This is a genomic window from Pseudoalteromonas sp. SWYJZ19 (assembly GCF_015864375.1).
Classification (GTDB): Bacteria; Pseudomonadota; Gammaproteobacteria; order Enterobacterales; family Alteromonadaceae; genus Pseudoalteromonas; species Pseudoalteromonas arctica.
Window position 1 is genome coordinate 54,398 of record NZ_JADYXI010000013.1, and the last position, 15,533, is coordinate 69,930.

Consider the following 15,533-nt stretch of genomic DNA (forward strand, 5'->3'; position numbering starts at 1 on the left):
GCTTAAGCGTAGTTAAAGACGACTAAACACACCATAAAATTATTATGTATTCTATCTTTAGCACTGACCGGCTATGATTACAGGTAGTTTTGGAGTGTATTTTTTATGTGTGAGCATATGGTGCAAATTCATAAATGTGTTGTAAGTACTTTTCAATCCAACCTTATTGCTTAGCCAAGTAGGTATTGCCCCATCAGGCAAAGCATATACTTGGTATTCAATATCAAGGCGGCCTTTCTCCCCACTGAGTAGCCAGCGTGCATTTAAAGTAGTAATTCTTATAACACCATCATTTTGGGGCAGCTCATTAGGGCGAGCATTAATAAGCAATTGGCTCTTATTTTCAGTTAACTGTGAATAACAAGAATGAGTAATGCTATCTCTATCTCTAACAGGCCAAGGAGAATTAAAATAACTGTACACTAAATTTTCTGATGGGCTTATGTGCTTAATAACCTTTACCTGAGATACATTTTCGAGCCATTGGGGTGCGGCATCGGTATCGCTAAGTAACTCTAAAAACTCATTGGTAGATACACCTTTCACGCTCATCTGCGCTTTTACTTCAAAGGTATTATCACTGTGGCTTTGATAATACACACTTACGCCATTTTTGTTTTTATACAAATGCCATGTTGGCTCAGCGTAAGTGTTAAAACTCACTAATAAAAGAATAACGAATAAGCACTTTTGCAACTGAATTTCATTACAAAAGTGCATCATTTATTTTTGCCAGTAAGGTTCTATGTCAAATGAAGCCAAACGGCTTTGCTCCATGGCACTAACCAAATATTCAGACTTTTGCTCAAGCCATGATTGGATTTTAGCAAGCTGCTCATCTTCTTGCCCGGCACATAACTGCTTTAAATACTCAAGCGTGCTTAACTCATAAATACCATGGGAAATATCAAGCCATGGTAATCTAAATTCTAAGCGTTCTTCTTTATCAAATAACGATCCTAAACAATTACCGCTCAGTAGGCTATTTTCAAGTTGAGTGCGCAGGTTTAAATACGAAGCGACATCGAGTGTTTGCTCTTTTGGAAGTAATTCGTGCAGGTTTTTCCAGTCTTTATTAAAAAGCCTACTAGCAATAGACGACACATTATTCTCAGCCGCTTGAAGTTCTGTTTGCCCCCAATCTTTACGCCATTGCTTATCGATTAACCAGGTAGTTAACGACAGTAATAAACGATTATAACGCGCACTATGAAACAGTGCATTTATATCGTCAATACTTGGCTGTAACTCTTTTAAATCACCAATGACTTGAGTAAGTGCTGGAGCAGCATTAATTTTTTTATAAAAAGCATGGCGTTTAGACGTGTACGTTTTTAATTGAATCGCGTTTTCTACCCACGCTAATTCGCTTAATAACCATTTAAGCTCTGTACGTAAATGTTCTGTACTTTCTTTGGATACTATATCGTCGTACAGCCAAAAAGTATGGCGTATTAGGCTAATGCCGTCAGTTACGCGTTTAAGCGTTTTTAAACTTGGCTTATCGAAATAGCATTGCTCATGCTTTTGCACAAAGCGAATGCCAAAGTTCATGGCTTCAACTAAAGCACGCTCTTGGGTAGTCGACTTTGGTAATTGAACAAAACCAATAGATTTGCTTGGTATTAAAGGTTTTTCATCTGCAAGGCGATAACCACGCGCGGCCTTAGAGTATAATCCTAAACGGATACAGTTCTGGCTAACCAGTACATCTGCAAACGCAAACAACTCATTACGACTGCCCTCAACAAGCTCAATTTCAAGCTCGCTAATAATTTCAATTTTACCCGAAGCCGCAATTTCACCTTTATCGAGTACAACTTCAATTTTAGCGCCACTTTCGGTTTCAATTAACCAAGTACGACGAATAAAGTTAGTACTAAATATTGGATACAAGTTTTTTGAGATTGCGCTTATTTGCATGCCATGAGGCCAAATATCAGCATCAAACGCCATTAAATTAGGGCGACTTGATTCAATTGGTAAATTGTACTCTGGACGTTGGTGTAAACCACCTACAACTTCACCTGCAAGCTTTATAGTTTGCTCGCATTCGCTGTCAGAACAGCGAGTTCTAAAGCCTATGTCAAGCGCTCTAAGCTCTCGGCTTGGCGTGTCGTAGTATGCATTTTGTAAGCTGCGTGACGGTTTATTCTTCACCGTTTTTGCAAATTGAGTAATTAACGAGGGGATCAGTGGAATAACGGCATCTGATACCAAAAATTTCAGTTCTATCTCAGTATCCATTCGGTTTGCGGATTACCTTTAAAATAAATAAGTGCTCAAAATAAACAAAGCGCCTTAACAATGCAAATTTTTTAGCCTTATTTCTCTTGTCATATCAGGGGTGAGTTACAATATCAGTCTTGCTATTGAGCTATTTAATCCATACTATCTAACTACTTATGTGAAATGAAAATCACGTTCATAACGGACGCAGCTAGATCAACAAGGTAGATAAATGCTAAAACATTGTTTATTAGGGCTACTTTTAACAGCCACCACATTTATGAGTTATGCACAAGAAGCACAACCTGCAAGTTCAACTAATGCAAACACCGCTTATATTATCGATAATTTATATACTTTTATGCGTTCTGGTGCGAGTAAAAATTATCGACTACTCGGCTCTGTAGATGCTGGAACAAAGTTAACCTTGTTATCAAACGAAGAAAACGGCTTTATAAAAATTAAAGATGATAAAGACCGTGAAGGTTGGATAGAAACTAAGTTTATATCTAAAACGGCAGGCTTACACCAACAGTACAAAACACTTAGCAGTGAAATGAGCACTATGCAAGAAAAGCTACGCCAAGCTCAGGTAGAACTTCCGCAACTGCAAGAGCAAAACCAAACCTTAACTGATAAAAACCTGCAGTTATCTGCTCAAATCACTAAGCTTAAAACAACGCTAGAGCAAGAGCGCACCCAAAAAGAAGCTGCTAGCTCAAAAGAGAAACGTCAGCTACTTACCTACGGTGGTGCTATTGCATTTTTAGGCCTGTTTTTAGGTATTATTTTAACGATAGTGTTGTCGCGTCGTAAGCGCTACGAAGGTTGGGCGTAAAGCTCCATCCAACTAAATACAAAAAGCCGCTTATTGCGGCTTTTTATTCTCTGTATTTTCATGTAATTCGAGCTTTGGTGCGCTCATACCTTTGAGCAATCGACCAAATATATCAGCGCCGGTAATAATGCGTTTCACGTCACTCCACACTAATACCACATCTTGATCAATGGCTCCATCAAACGATTTATCTAAAGAATGATTAGCGCGTATTTTTAAAATCACTTCACTCAATCGCATCGCTTCGTCAGCAACAATTATAGGTCTGTGACAATAATGATACGGGTCAAACGTCTCTGGCTCAAACAACGCTGAGCGTAAAAAGCCGTCTGCATCAACAACCAATAAAGGCCAACCATCTTCATTAGTAATGATCACCCAGTTGTAACCAGACTTATGTAGTTTTCGTAAAAACTCATTATCTGTCGTTAAAGTAAGGTCTGGGAAAATAGGTAAATCGAGTTTAGTCGGCAGTGCAATAATAGAATCAGGATCAATTATCTCCCCTTCTTTGGTTACGCTTATTTCATCTAAACTAAAAAAGTTAAGCGCGCCTATTCCCTCAACGTGCTGAACATCAGCCTCTTCCGCTTCTATGTGTTTGCGAATAATACCTCTGAGTTCACTTTCAGCAAAGTACGTAATCCCTTCTTTACCTAACCATGCATCAAGAATTAAAGCCGTTGGCTTAGCAACTATATAAAACAGAATCTGATAAAACTTAATTAGCGGCGAAAGTAGGCTCGCCATTTTTAGCGCATTACGCGAAAAATAAGCCTGCGGCGTTATTTCACCAATAATAGTAATCGCGATAGTTGAGAATAAAAACGAACTTGCGCCCATTAATACCGAGTCAGAAAGTAGCGTAAGCAGTACGTTAATACCTACATTACCCCATAAAATAGTCGATAATAAAAAGTTAGAGTCGTTTCGAAGTGCCATCACTTTTATGGCAGCTTCGTTGCCTTTTGTACTTTCCATTTCGAGCTGGAGTCTACTTAGTGAAAAAAACGCTAAGTTTAAGCCCGAAAATATTGCCGATTGTGAAATACACAAAGCAATTGCACACCAAATCATGACTTCAAAGGTCATTGTATTTTCCTGTTAAAAATGCCTATAAAAGCAATAAACTGCCTAAACCTAAAAAGGTAACAAACCCAACAATATCGGTAACGGTAGTTAAAATTACCGAACCAGATAACGCAGGATCAATTTTCATTTTGTCTAAAATAGACGGAATAACTACACCCGCAAGTGAAGCGGCCACTAAATTTAATAATATGGCTACCGTAATCGTAATACTGAGCATTAAATCGTTAAACCATAAGAAGGTAAGCAGACCTATTACAAATGCCCACACCAAACCATTTACAGCGCCAACACGTAGCTCTTTTTTAAGTAACGCATTGCGGTTTGAATCTGTAACCTGCCCAAGCGCTAAACCACGTACAATAACTGTTAGAGTTTGACTACCTGCAATCCCACCCATAGAAGCAACCACCGGCATTAATACAGCGAGTGCAACAACCTGCTCTATAGTTGCGCCAAATAAACCAATAAACCACGACGCCAAAAACGCAGTCGCTAAATTAATACCCAACCATATGCCACGGTTTTTAGCACTTTTTCGCACACTTGCGAACAAGTCTTCGTCTTCACGTAAACCACCGGCTTTAGCGGCTGCTTCGTCAGCAATCTCTTGGCGTAATTCGTACGCTGATGCAATAGTTAAACGCCCAAGTAATTTGTTATCTGCATTAACCACTGGCAGTGCCATTTGCTCACTGTGGATCACCACTTCTGCCGCTTCGTATAAATCATCATCAGCATGAAGCGATGAAAAGTCATGATTCGCCAATGTCATTAAGCTGTCGGTATCGCTCGCCTTAATTAAATCGTTAACCGCAACCTCGCCTATTAAGCTGCCCTTACGGCTTACTAAATAAACAACCTCACTGTATTGCGGTAAACCCTTGTGTAAAAGCTTTTTAGCGCCACCTGCGGTTAGCTTCTCTGATACTTTTAAAAAATCAAAACCTAACCAATGACCAAGCTGCTCTGGCGGGTATTGCTGCGCTAAGTCGTATTGTTTGGTTTGCGCTTCATCGAGTTGTTTTTTTGCATACTCAACAAATCGCTCAGGTATAACTTCTTCAAGTTCCAGTAGTTCTTCTACATTAACTTCGTCAAGAAGCTTAAAGGCATCAGTGTCCTCTAGTGTTTGCAGTAACCACAAACAACTATCTTCACTTAAATTTACAAAAATTTCGTGTTGCGTGTCTTCGTCAAGCAGTTGCCATATTTCTAGTCGTTGCTCTTTTGGTATCGCCTCAAAAAGTAATGACAAGTGCTCTGTAGAAAGCGTTAACTGCGCATCTGCTAATAACTTATTTTTACGTTCTGTTGTATCGCATTGCAGTAAATCATTTATGAGCTGTGGAAGTTGGTCTACCGGATACTCAATCATCTTAAAACCTTAAAATTTAAAAGCGCACATTACTTATAGTTTACTTGAACAATAAAAAATTGCAGAAAAAGCGTGAACTTATTAAGCATGCACAGGCTATTTTTGCGCATTGTATGGGCAAACTAAATACAGTACTAATATTTATTTTAAAAAATTAAAAAAACAGTAAAAGGAATTGTTTTTGAGGAATTAAACGACAAGTAAGTAAACCAAACGGATTACTTATAATAAAAAAAATCCCATATTAGCCAAGCTAATATGGGCAAAATCACACAATGAATAAGGTGTTTTTAAATTACGGTTTGTGCTTTAAATTAAAGTCTGTCAGTAATATTTCGTACTAAGTCAGAATCTACAAATTGAGTAATAAGTGCAGCGCCCCACGCATAGCCACGCTGTATTGGATAACCTTTAAAAATCCAGCGCTTACGCACATGATTAAAATGTTCTAGGTAGTCTTGTTTAGATTGTGGCAAAGGTTGATCGCCTAGTTTATTCCATGCTTTATATACGCCCGACATATCAGAGCCTCGCATAAAGCGTTGCAACCAACGCGGAAAACGCGAAAAGCTAATGGTTGACTGAAAATCGATAAAATATGGCTTACCGTCTGCACCACATAAAATGTTACCCATATTACGCAAATCTAAATGTACGATGCCTTTGCGGTGCATTTTTGCTACTTGACGCTCAAGTTCACTAAAAAAGTTAACCGGTAGAGTTTTGTCTTCATGAATTAAAGAGCGCAGTGGCGTGCCTTCAATATAGTTATAAGCCACAGCTATCGGCGATAACCTACAAAAGCGATTAGCAACAGCATCAAGCTCAGCTAATCGGCTCAATCCTTTATATTCTTGATTTACAGATAGTCGCGCAAATGTTTTGCGAATAAGCCACGGGCTTTGGCTAAAATCTTTAACAATTAAATCAAATTCATCATCTTTATATCGATATACAATCGCGTTAGCAAAACGCCCCTTATGAACAACACTTAAGTGATGTTGCATAAAAGTATGTTCTGGATATTGCTGCTGTAATTGTACTAACAAATTATTTTCAATCATAACAAACCTAACAAGATGATAACATTGATTGCCTAGGCAACTATATTACCAAAATTAGATTCTACGCACAATCAGATCAGCTAACTTGCACGCTAACTTTCTATTGAAACAGTATCGCTATTTTATTGATAATCTATTTGTGAGGGACTACTTCGGGTAATGAATCGAGGTTATTTATAGCTTTGAAGAGTAAGTCTATTATTTGGTTTTTTTCAGGCTCTGAAAAACCACTTAATGCTTGAGCATATACTTCATTTACTACTGGCATTATTTCTGGACAAAGGACTTTACCTTTTTCACTTAAACACAAAATAGTTGAGCGCTTATCAAGCTCACATTGTGTTTTAATAATGAGTCCCTTTTCTTCAAGTCGATTTAGTAAACGGCTCATAGCGCCACGATCATAAACCATATACTCGCATAATCCAGCAAGCGTATTAACCGACTCTCTCGCAAGTAGTACTACCACAATATATTGCGCTGAGGTTAAATCCATAGGGAGTAATTTAGCATCGACATGAGTGGCTAATCTCGAACGTAAAAAAGACACTAAACGCCCCAAGTCTTGCTCTGGTGCTAGTTCTTCTCGAGTGCAGTGTTTAATTGATGGCATATTTTGCATGGCTATTTCACTATAGTAGATATATTTGCATGCAGATAGACCTTAGCACATACAAAAAATTCAATAATTTTTATAAAAATTAAGCAGCTAAAACTAAGCCAAAAAATAAAGCCGCAATCTGCGGCTTTATTTTATACAGTTTAGGGTTTTATTAAATTTTAAACTGTCCAACAAGTTGGCCTAAGTTTTCACCACGGGCAGCCAAATGCTGACCTACTGTAGAGGTGGTTTTGCTTGAAATAGTTAACTCATTAACTATTTCTTGAATGGCGAATACATTACGGTTTATTTCTTCTGTGACACTACTTTGCTCCAGTGCTGCAGTCGCAATTTGCGTACTCATATCGTTAATTGATCTAACTGAGCTTGTTACTGCACCTAAACTTTCTGAAATAGCACGAGACGATTCAACAGAGCGGTTACAGCTATTTTGACTCGCTTGCATTGCGGCTACTGCATCTGATACTAAATTATGCAGCTCACTCAACATTTCACTAATCTCTAGCGTACTAACTTGAGTACGACTAGCTAAACTTCTTACTTCATCAGCAACAACTGCAAATCCTCGGCCTTGCTCGCCCGCTCGCGCAGCCTCTATTGCAGCATTAAGTGCAAGTAAGTTTGTTTGTTCGGCTATTCCGCCTATTACACTTAGTACGCTATTAATTTTTTTAGATTGGTCACTTAGTGAATCAACTTGTTTAGCGGCTAAGTTTATCTCGCCCATTAAGTTAGATACTTCACTGAGCGAAATATCAACACACTCTTGAGCTTTAGCAACTTCTTGCGTTGCCGCTTGGGTTGATTCTGCTACTTGATTCGTATTTTGTGCCACCTCATGAGAAGTAGCTGACATTTCGGTAATTGCTGTCGCGACCAAGTCTGTTTCATGATTATGATTAAGTAGTTTGTCTTCAATCAATCGTGTTTGTGTATTTATATCACCAGAAGCTGTTTTTACATCGTGTGTTACATCAACCACATTAGCAATAATGCCATGTAACTTACTTACGAACATATTGAATGCTTCGCCAAGTTGGCCTATTTCATCGTTAGTATCAATATCTAAACGTTTAGTTAAATCGCCCTCACCTTTGGCAATATCGTCAAGGCTTTGCGCCATACGCTGTATTGGTTTTACCATTGTATTTGCGGCAATTAACGCACATATAATTGTTAAAACAACCCAAAATAAAGCAATTAATAATAAGGTCATTACTTTATCATTCATGTGTTCTTGCATTGTCGTTTGGTATTTAACTAATTCGGCGTCTATATCATCCATATATGCGCCAGTGCCAATCATCCAGTTTGTGCCGGGGATCATTGCTGCGTAGCCCATTTTCTCAACTAGACCTGTCGTGTTTGGTTTTTGAAAATGATAGTTAAAAGCCCCGCCGCCTTTTCTGGCTTGCTCCAGTAAACCTACTATGATTTTTTTACCGGTAGGGTCTGTCATCCCTATTTTGTTTTGCCCTTCAATAGCATCACCTAATAATGCATGAAAAACACTAACACCATTTGTATCATATATAAAAAAGTAACCACCTTGGCCAAACGTCAAGTCTCTTAAAGCGTTTTTAGCATCCTGCTCAGAGCCATTAGCTAATTGATAGCGAACAATTTTGCTAGCAATTTCAACTTCGGTGCTTAATAGCGTTTGTTTGTCACTTATTAACTTAGTTTGAAATGCTTCAAAATTTTGTTGCTGATTTTTATTCTCTAAATAATAAGAACTCAGCATCAAGCTAATCAAAAGTAGCATTAAGGGCAATATAGCTAATAACAACAGTTTGTTTTTCAAGCTTAAATTACTCATTATTTCTCCGGGGTATATAAATGCATATATAGCGACAATAGCCAAAAATTAAATTACGGCTGTTTACATTGTTTTATTGGGTTTAAAAGCATAGTAAATAAAAAAAATTGGTGGGAGTAAACTCATACCATGCTCAATTAGCTGATATTATAGTCACAAGGAAGGTATTTGGACACTAAAAACACTGAGACCTTCGTATTAATTAATATATAATTTGCCACTCTTTCACTAGAGATTTAAAGTTCTAGCAGCTGCATTGATCTAAACTTAATTTTATAACGTACTAAGACGATTAATCACCAGCTATGTAATGAGTTAACGCACGACTCATGTTAGTATTAATTTTAGGTTCATATAAATAATGAACATATAGATATTAAACTTCCATTAACATATAATAACCCTATATTACTAATACCAAACAACTAGAAAATCGGAACGCATCACTTTGAGCCACAGTTATAATCTAATAAAAATGAATTATTAATGAAATATATTTTATACCTTGCACTTTTAGTGTCTGCTCATGCATTCTCAGCACCTGTAAATAATAGTATCGCTTTTTACTACTCAGCGCCGATGCCATTAGCCGAAATGACTTTTTATTCTCGCGTTGTCGTCCAGCCTGAACTCGTTACCGAGCACGAGCTTAATTGGTTTAAAAAACGAAACATTGCCGTTTACGCTTATTTAAGTGTGGGTGAATCGTTCAATAAAAGTGATTCTTCACTTTCAGTTAATCCTAATTGGAACAGCCACATTGCAGATTTAACATCTACGGATTGGCAACAACAAATGCAAGACAGCGCAGCTTCTTTAAAAGCGCGTGGTTTCAGTGGTTTATTTTTAGATACGCTAGACAGCTATCAACTTTTAGATGACAAACACAGTAAATCAGATCAACAAGATGGCTTAGTCGCGATTATAAAAAACCTCTCTGGTACGTTTAATAAGCATCTTATTCTTAATCGAGGCTTTGAGTTATTACCTAAACTTACTGGTTTAGCCAATGATTTAGTTGCTGAAGGTTTATATAGTCATTACAACCCAACTAATAATAGCTACAAATTAACCACAGAGAACGATCAAGCTTGGCTAAGCGCACAATTAAAAACAGCACAAAACTTAGGTTTTAAAGTACAAGTTATTGATTATGCGCAGCCTGATAACCGCCTTGCTATGGCGCAAAAAATAAAACAAGCTGGCTTTACTCCTTGGGTAACAGATGGGCACTTACAAACATGGGGTACATCAACCATATCGCCAGTACCAAGACGCATCCTAATTCCGTTCAACAGTAATGTAAGACCACTCATTTACACTACCGTACATTTAAAGCTTGCGACCATGATTGAGTATTTGGGATATATTCCTGATTATGTTGATGTAGCTAAACGAGATTTGCCATTAGTAGATCCAAGTTTACATGCTGGTATTATTTCATGGACAAACAGCGATGCTTTTTACACCCCAACTATTACTAATTGGTTGGAAAGTAACTTAGGCGTTGTACCTGAGCTAATTATGGGTGAGCTACCGCAATCAACTAAACTATTACTTAACCTTGGTATTGAAGCGCTTAGCGTATTGCCTCCAGCCCCTTATGAACTTAATCATTTTACTACATGGCTAAAAGGCGAAGCGACAACATCGCCTGCGATAATTAAGCCCTACTTACTGAAATTAGCAACTGATGCCACCCCGCTTATCAATATAAAAGCGGCTGATGGAACTATAATAGTGCAGAGTACTAAAACAAAATATGGCGCGGTTGTTGTTGCACCTTGGCTTATAGATACCTTGCCAATGGAAGGGAGTAAATGGGTTATTGACCCACGTACACTACTCACCAAAGCAATGGGACTACCTCCGATTCTAGTGCCTGATACGACAACTGAAAGCGGTAGGCGCATGCTAACGCTGCATATAGATGGCGATGGCTTCACAAGCCCGGCACATTATGCAGGTAAACCATATTCTGCAGAAGTGATTCGCGATGAAATAATTAAGCGCTATAAACTGCCTTTGACCTCATCGGTTATTCAAGCTGATATTGAAAAAAGTGGCTTACATTCAAAACAAAGTGCCAAACTTGAAGGTATAGCGCGCAGTATTTTTAATTTGCCTTATGTAGAAATTGCTTCGCATACTTATAGCCACCCTTATTTTTGGACTGCGTTATCTGGCCTTAGAATAGTAGATAAAGATGAAGTAGATTATGGTTTTCATCTTGATGTACCTGGCTACGACAAAATAAGCTTAAAAAAAGAAATCACCGATTCAATAAAGTATATTGATGAAAACCTGACACCAAAAAACAAAAAAACAGTGATGATGTTATGGTCAGGCGATGCAACTCCCGGCCCTAAAGCGCTTGAATTGGCTCGCGATGCTGGCGTATTAAACGTCAACGGTGGTAATACAGATGTAAATGCCGATAACCCAAGCCTTACGCATGTTTCACCAATAGGTAGACCAGAGCACGATTTGCTGTATCAAATTTATGCCCCCATATTAAATGAAAACGTATATACAAACTTATGGCACGGGCCTTATTATGGTTTTAGACGCTTAACCGAAACATTTGAAATAACAGAAAAACCATATAGATTAAAACCCTACACTATTTATTTTCATTTTTACTCAGGTGAAATCCCTGCGGGACTAGACGCACTAAAACACAATATAGATTATGTTTTAGCTAGGCCAAATACACCGGTACATTTGAGCCATTACGCAAAAGTAGCAAAAGACTTTTACTTTTCTGCGCTAGCAAAAAACAGTAATAATGAATGGTTATTTAGCTCAAAATACATTCGTACTTTACGAATTCCTACTGATTTTGATATGCCTAACATTGCCCAAAGTGAAGGTGTGTCAGGCGTTACTGAAAAAGGTGACTATATACACATTATTAATAACGTAGCTCGTCTTAGCTTTGATCACAGTCAAAATAGTAAAAAACCTTATTTAGCGTCTGCAAATGTTGTTATTGATAACTGGCAAGTTAACGGACCTGTTAGCTTTAAAGCGTGGGTGCCTGCTTCGCTTGATTTAATTAATGCACGTTCTTGCGAATTTGTATCTAGCTTAGGAGAGCACTTTAAAGGTATTACACGCGCTAATGTGACGCACTTTAATCTTCCAAAGGGTCAATTTTATGGTTATCTTAACTGCAATGGAGTCGCTCGATAATGAATGCTAAAAAGCGCCCTCAGTTAATTTCTGTAAAAACAATATTAGCAATATTAGCTGTAAGTTGTTTTGCACTTTATGCATTATTTCCTCACACCTTATTTTTTGAAGATGATGAACTTTCACAAGATTATACCTTTGAAAAATCGTACCTTAATGCAGCGCTCAACACTGAGCCTAACAACGAAAAGCTACGCGCAAAATTGGTTGAACTACATATAGGGCTTAGTGAGTATTCACAAGCCACTAACGAGCTTGAAAAACTACCAAGAGGTGAGCGCAAAGCAACTCTAGAAATAAAGCTGCTTTACTCATTATGGCTAGCAAGCGGGGCTAAAGTTGACGATCGCTTTGAAGATCTATCTTTAAAAATAGGTGTCCATAAGCATTGGGACGAACAAATACTAACTATTGCAAAAGCAGTTGGGTTAAACGCAAAAGTTGCTCTGTACTATCAAAAAAATAAACAACCACTACTTGCAGCTGATTACTGGTTGAGCGCTGGCGAACCAGCCAAAGCTCTCGCTATTTATAAAACAAATATAAATGCTGACATTGCAGCTAAAGCGATTGAGACTGCACTTGGCGCAAATAATCCGATACAAGCTTACGCCTGGTGGAAAACTTATGGCGACCAAGCTAATGTTAAACGCACCCTTTATTTAGCTAACTTAGCTGGCAATACAGAAGATTCAGCTCAAGCCATTGAAAGCTTATTAAAGAGCGATCCAAATAACACCGAGTACTTAACAAAAGCCATGCACCTGCGTTTAGCAAATGGGAATGCAAAAGGGGCTGAGCAATTACTCGCCAAGCTATTACTACAAACTCCAAATGACAAAGAGCTACGCTTACTAAATTGGAAAATAAAGCGCTGGCAGAACAAGCCTAAAGAAGCGCTTAAAGAGTTTAAATGGCTAATGTCGAACAGAGCTGTAACCCCAGCGATGCTTACTGACAGTGTTAATGACGCTGCGGCATTATATTTATACCAAGACGCCAACGATATATATGAATACAAAGCACAAAACCGACAATTAAAAGGCAATGGCTTTGCTAAGTGGATGCAAACAAACGAATTTATAGGCAACACAAAACAAGAACTCAGTAATATTGACCGTTTTGAACAAATAAATGGTAAGAGTGCATTATCGCAATATTGGAAAGCGAAAGTACTTCACGATTCCGGAAATTTAAAAGCACTAAGAGCTTTATGGCCTAAATATAAAGGGCCTAAAAATGAAGAAGACTTACTTTGGATAGCTCGTGCATTTTGGCTTGAGGATGACTTTAAAACAGCATTGTCTATTTTAAAAAACAAGCAACAAAGTACTAATGGAGAATTTTGGACTGCACGAGTAGATATGGCAATGCGTGTTCAAGATAAAAAAGATGAGCTTTATGCTTTTGAGCAACTAAAAGCAATCAGCACACTAAGTGTTGGCGACACGCTTTATTACCAACAGCTGCGCTTTGAAGGACGGCCTCAAGAGCTTCTCGATTATCTATGGGAAAATGAGTCACTTACAGACCGCCAACTGATACAAATTGCATTATTAAGCACGCAAGTAAACGATGCTAAATCGGTTGCCCGTATTCACACAGAGCTTGATAAACAACGTTATAATAAAGCTCTCTACCCTGCTTGGGTTATTCTTTCAAATTGGTATCAAAATCAAAGTGATTTAAATTCGGCTTATACAACTCTAAACCGCGCCGCTAAATTAAGTGAATACGACCCCGATGTTGTACTCGCACAAGGTTGGTTAGCGCTACAAATGCACGACACTATAATGATCAGCCGTATTTTAACTCGCTATTCGGACAGCGATCCTACCTACGCGTGGACGCAATTATTAGCTAGCCTATCTATTTATGAAAAATCATATAACAGTGCTTACTTTTATTTACGAAAACTAGCTGTTGCAGATCCAAGTGACTTAACAACACTGGTTAACTTAGCCGATGTAATGAAGCAGCTTGGTTATTATGCGAATGCTGCCGAGCTAAATCACTATTTATTACAGCATTTACCTAAAGATAAATACGCATACAGAGGCCTAATGTACCGCTGGGCAGGTGCAATGGCTGTTCCTCATTTAATGCAATTAAACACCATGGATGAGCTCGCGCCCGACACTATTGGTGAGCCTCAAGCAAACTGGTGGTTAGCACGTCGAGCTGCACAAAAGTTAGAACCTTGGCAAAAACTACAGCTTTATATGACCAACGGCGAGTTTAATAAAGCGAAACAGCTTATAGCTGAAGGTTCACTAAGCAAATTAGATGAGCTAAACGCCCTACTCTATTTAAAACAACCCTATGCCACCATGCAACGTTGGTACGAAGAACTTACTGGCGAGGCAAATGAATCGCAATTGAGTTTACTCAGAAATGCACGCGCATCCTATTTTAGAGCACTTGAAATAAACCTATCGCCAGAGGCTGGTTTAAACAGTAGCCAGTACGATGTAAACGTTTATTTTCCTTATGCTAATGGGCAATGGAAATTGAGTTTAAGTAATCAGCAAAATCTTGATAACAACGGATTACTGTTTGCGATAGAAGATAAGATGACATTTGGTCGTTGGTATTTTGATGCAAAAATAGATTCTCACCAAGGCAGCTTAGTTAGTCGCCAAGGTCTTAGCTTAGACTCTCGTTATCAATGGGATTCGCGTACTCAGGTAGGTTTAAAGCTTGAATATAATGTTGAAAACCGCCAATCAGAAGCGCTACTTAGCTATGCTCAGCTAGATAAAGCCACGGCCTATGTTAACTACAATATTGATGGTAGACAAAATGTACAGCTATCAGCAGCAGCGATGTCTTTTTCTCGAAGAAGCGATGGCAGCTCACTAATAAATGGCCAAGAATATAATGCACGTTACCAATACAGTATTTTAAAAGACCGCCCAATTTGGAACGCTTATTTTAGTGCACAGTGGCAAGACTTTGAACGTGTTAATGCATTAATAAATACAGATGCAAGTAGAAGACCGCTAAGAGTTGACCTTCAACCATTTAGACGTTTTGCACTAGGGACCTCATTTGCTTCAACAGGTTCGTTGGAGCCGCCTTATTTAGGCGCAAGCCCTTCATGGTTATTTGATATAAGTACTGGCTATCAAACACTTAACGATACAGTAGATGTATCAGTTTCAAGTGGCGCTGGTTGGTCTGTACTGGGCGATGATTTATTTAAATTACAGCTGGGTTACCAAAGTAGTAATAAAGTGGGTAACTCAGATACACAATTACAATTAGGTTATTACGTACATTTTTAATGTTAGGAGAGA

At 38.3% G+C, this 15,533-nt stretch carries 10 protein-coding genes; 3 read left to right on the top strand and 7 right to left on the bottom strand.

Annotated elements, in window-relative coordinates; genetic code table 11:
- Positions 1-57 precede the first annotated feature (57 nt).
- Both I6F45_RS13605 and I6F45_RS13610 read right to left on the bottom strand, forming a co-directional pair.
- The gene (locus tag I6F45_RS13605) at positions 58-723 is read right to left on the bottom strand and encodes an START domain-containing protein (protein WP_197160788.1); all 666 of its coding nucleotides are present in this window, start codon (positions 721-723) and stop codon (positions 58-60) included.
- Positions 724-2,247, bottom strand: coding sequence for a CYTH and CHAD domain-containing protein (locus I6F45_RS13610; RefSeq protein WP_197160794.1), 1,524 nt, complete (start codon positions 2,245-2,247; stop codon positions 724-726).
- A 214-nt stretch (positions 2,248-2,461) separates the two neighbouring features.
- On the opposite strand from I6F45_RS13610, the gene I6F45_RS13615 reads away from it, so the two are divergent.
- Complete coding sequence (locus I6F45_RS13615; RefSeq protein WP_197160795.1) at positions 2,462-3,067, top strand: TIGR04211 family SH3 domain-containing protein; 606 nt, start codon at positions 2,462-2,464, stop codon at positions 3,065-3,067.
- A gap of 30 nt (positions 3,068-3,097) precedes the next feature.
- Here the strand turns inward: I6F45_RS13615 and I6F45_RS13620 are convergent, their stop codons facing one another.
- The 5 genes from I6F45_RS13620 to I6F45_RS13640 form a co-directional block, all read right to left on the bottom strand.
- On the bottom strand, positions 3,098-4,159 hold the full coding sequence (locus I6F45_RS13620) for a DUF21 domain-containing protein (protein WP_197160798.1): 1,062 nt from the start codon (positions 4,157-4,159) through the stop codon (positions 3,098-3,100).
- 22 nt (positions 4,160-4,181) lie between these two features.
- On the bottom strand, positions 4,182-5,534 hold the full coding sequence (locus I6F45_RS13625; protein WP_197160800.1) for a magnesium transporter: 1,353 nt from the start codon (positions 5,532-5,534) through the stop codon (positions 4,182-4,184).
- 314 nt (positions 5,535-5,848) lie between these two features.
- Entirely contained in the window at positions 5,849-6,598 is a 750-nt protein-coding gene (locus tag I6F45_RS13630; protein WP_166420151.1) for a serine/threonine protein kinase, read from the bottom strand.
- Positions 6,599-6,731: 133 nt separating this feature from the next.
- Positions 6,732-7,220 (bottom strand): MarR family winged helix-turn-helix transcriptional regulator, encoded by a 489-nt coding sequence (locus tag I6F45_RS13635; RefSeq protein ID WP_197160802.1) that lies wholly within the window; start codon positions 7,218-7,220, stop codon positions 6,732-6,734.
- A gap of 151 nt (positions 7,221-7,371) precedes the next feature.
- On the bottom strand, positions 7,372-9,039 hold the full coding sequence (locus tag I6F45_RS13640; RefSeq protein ID WP_197160804.1) for a methyl-accepting chemotaxis protein: 1,668 nt from the start codon (positions 9,037-9,039) through the stop codon (positions 7,372-7,374).
- A 486-nt stretch (positions 9,040-9,525) separates the two neighbouring features.
- Between I6F45_RS13640 and I6F45_RS13645 the strand changes: the two genes are divergently transcribed.
- Both I6F45_RS13645 and I6F45_RS13650 read left to right on the top strand, forming a co-directional pair.
- Positions 9,526-12,234 carry an endo alpha-1,4 polygalactosaminidase gene (locus I6F45_RS13645; protein WP_165728465.1) on the top strand — a complete coding sequence of 903 codons (2,709 nt, stop codon included), beginning with the start codon at positions 9,526-9,528 and terminating at the stop codon, positions 12,232-12,234.
- Positions 12,234-15,521: a tetratricopeptide repeat protein gene (locus I6F45_RS13650; protein WP_197119081.1), complete on the top strand. Its 3,288-nt coding sequence runs from the start codon at positions 12,234-12,236 to the stop codon at positions 15,519-15,521. Before I6F45_RS13645 ends, I6F45_RS13650 begins: the two co-directional genes overlap by 1 nt.
- Positions 15,522-15,533: the final 12 nt, after the last annotated feature.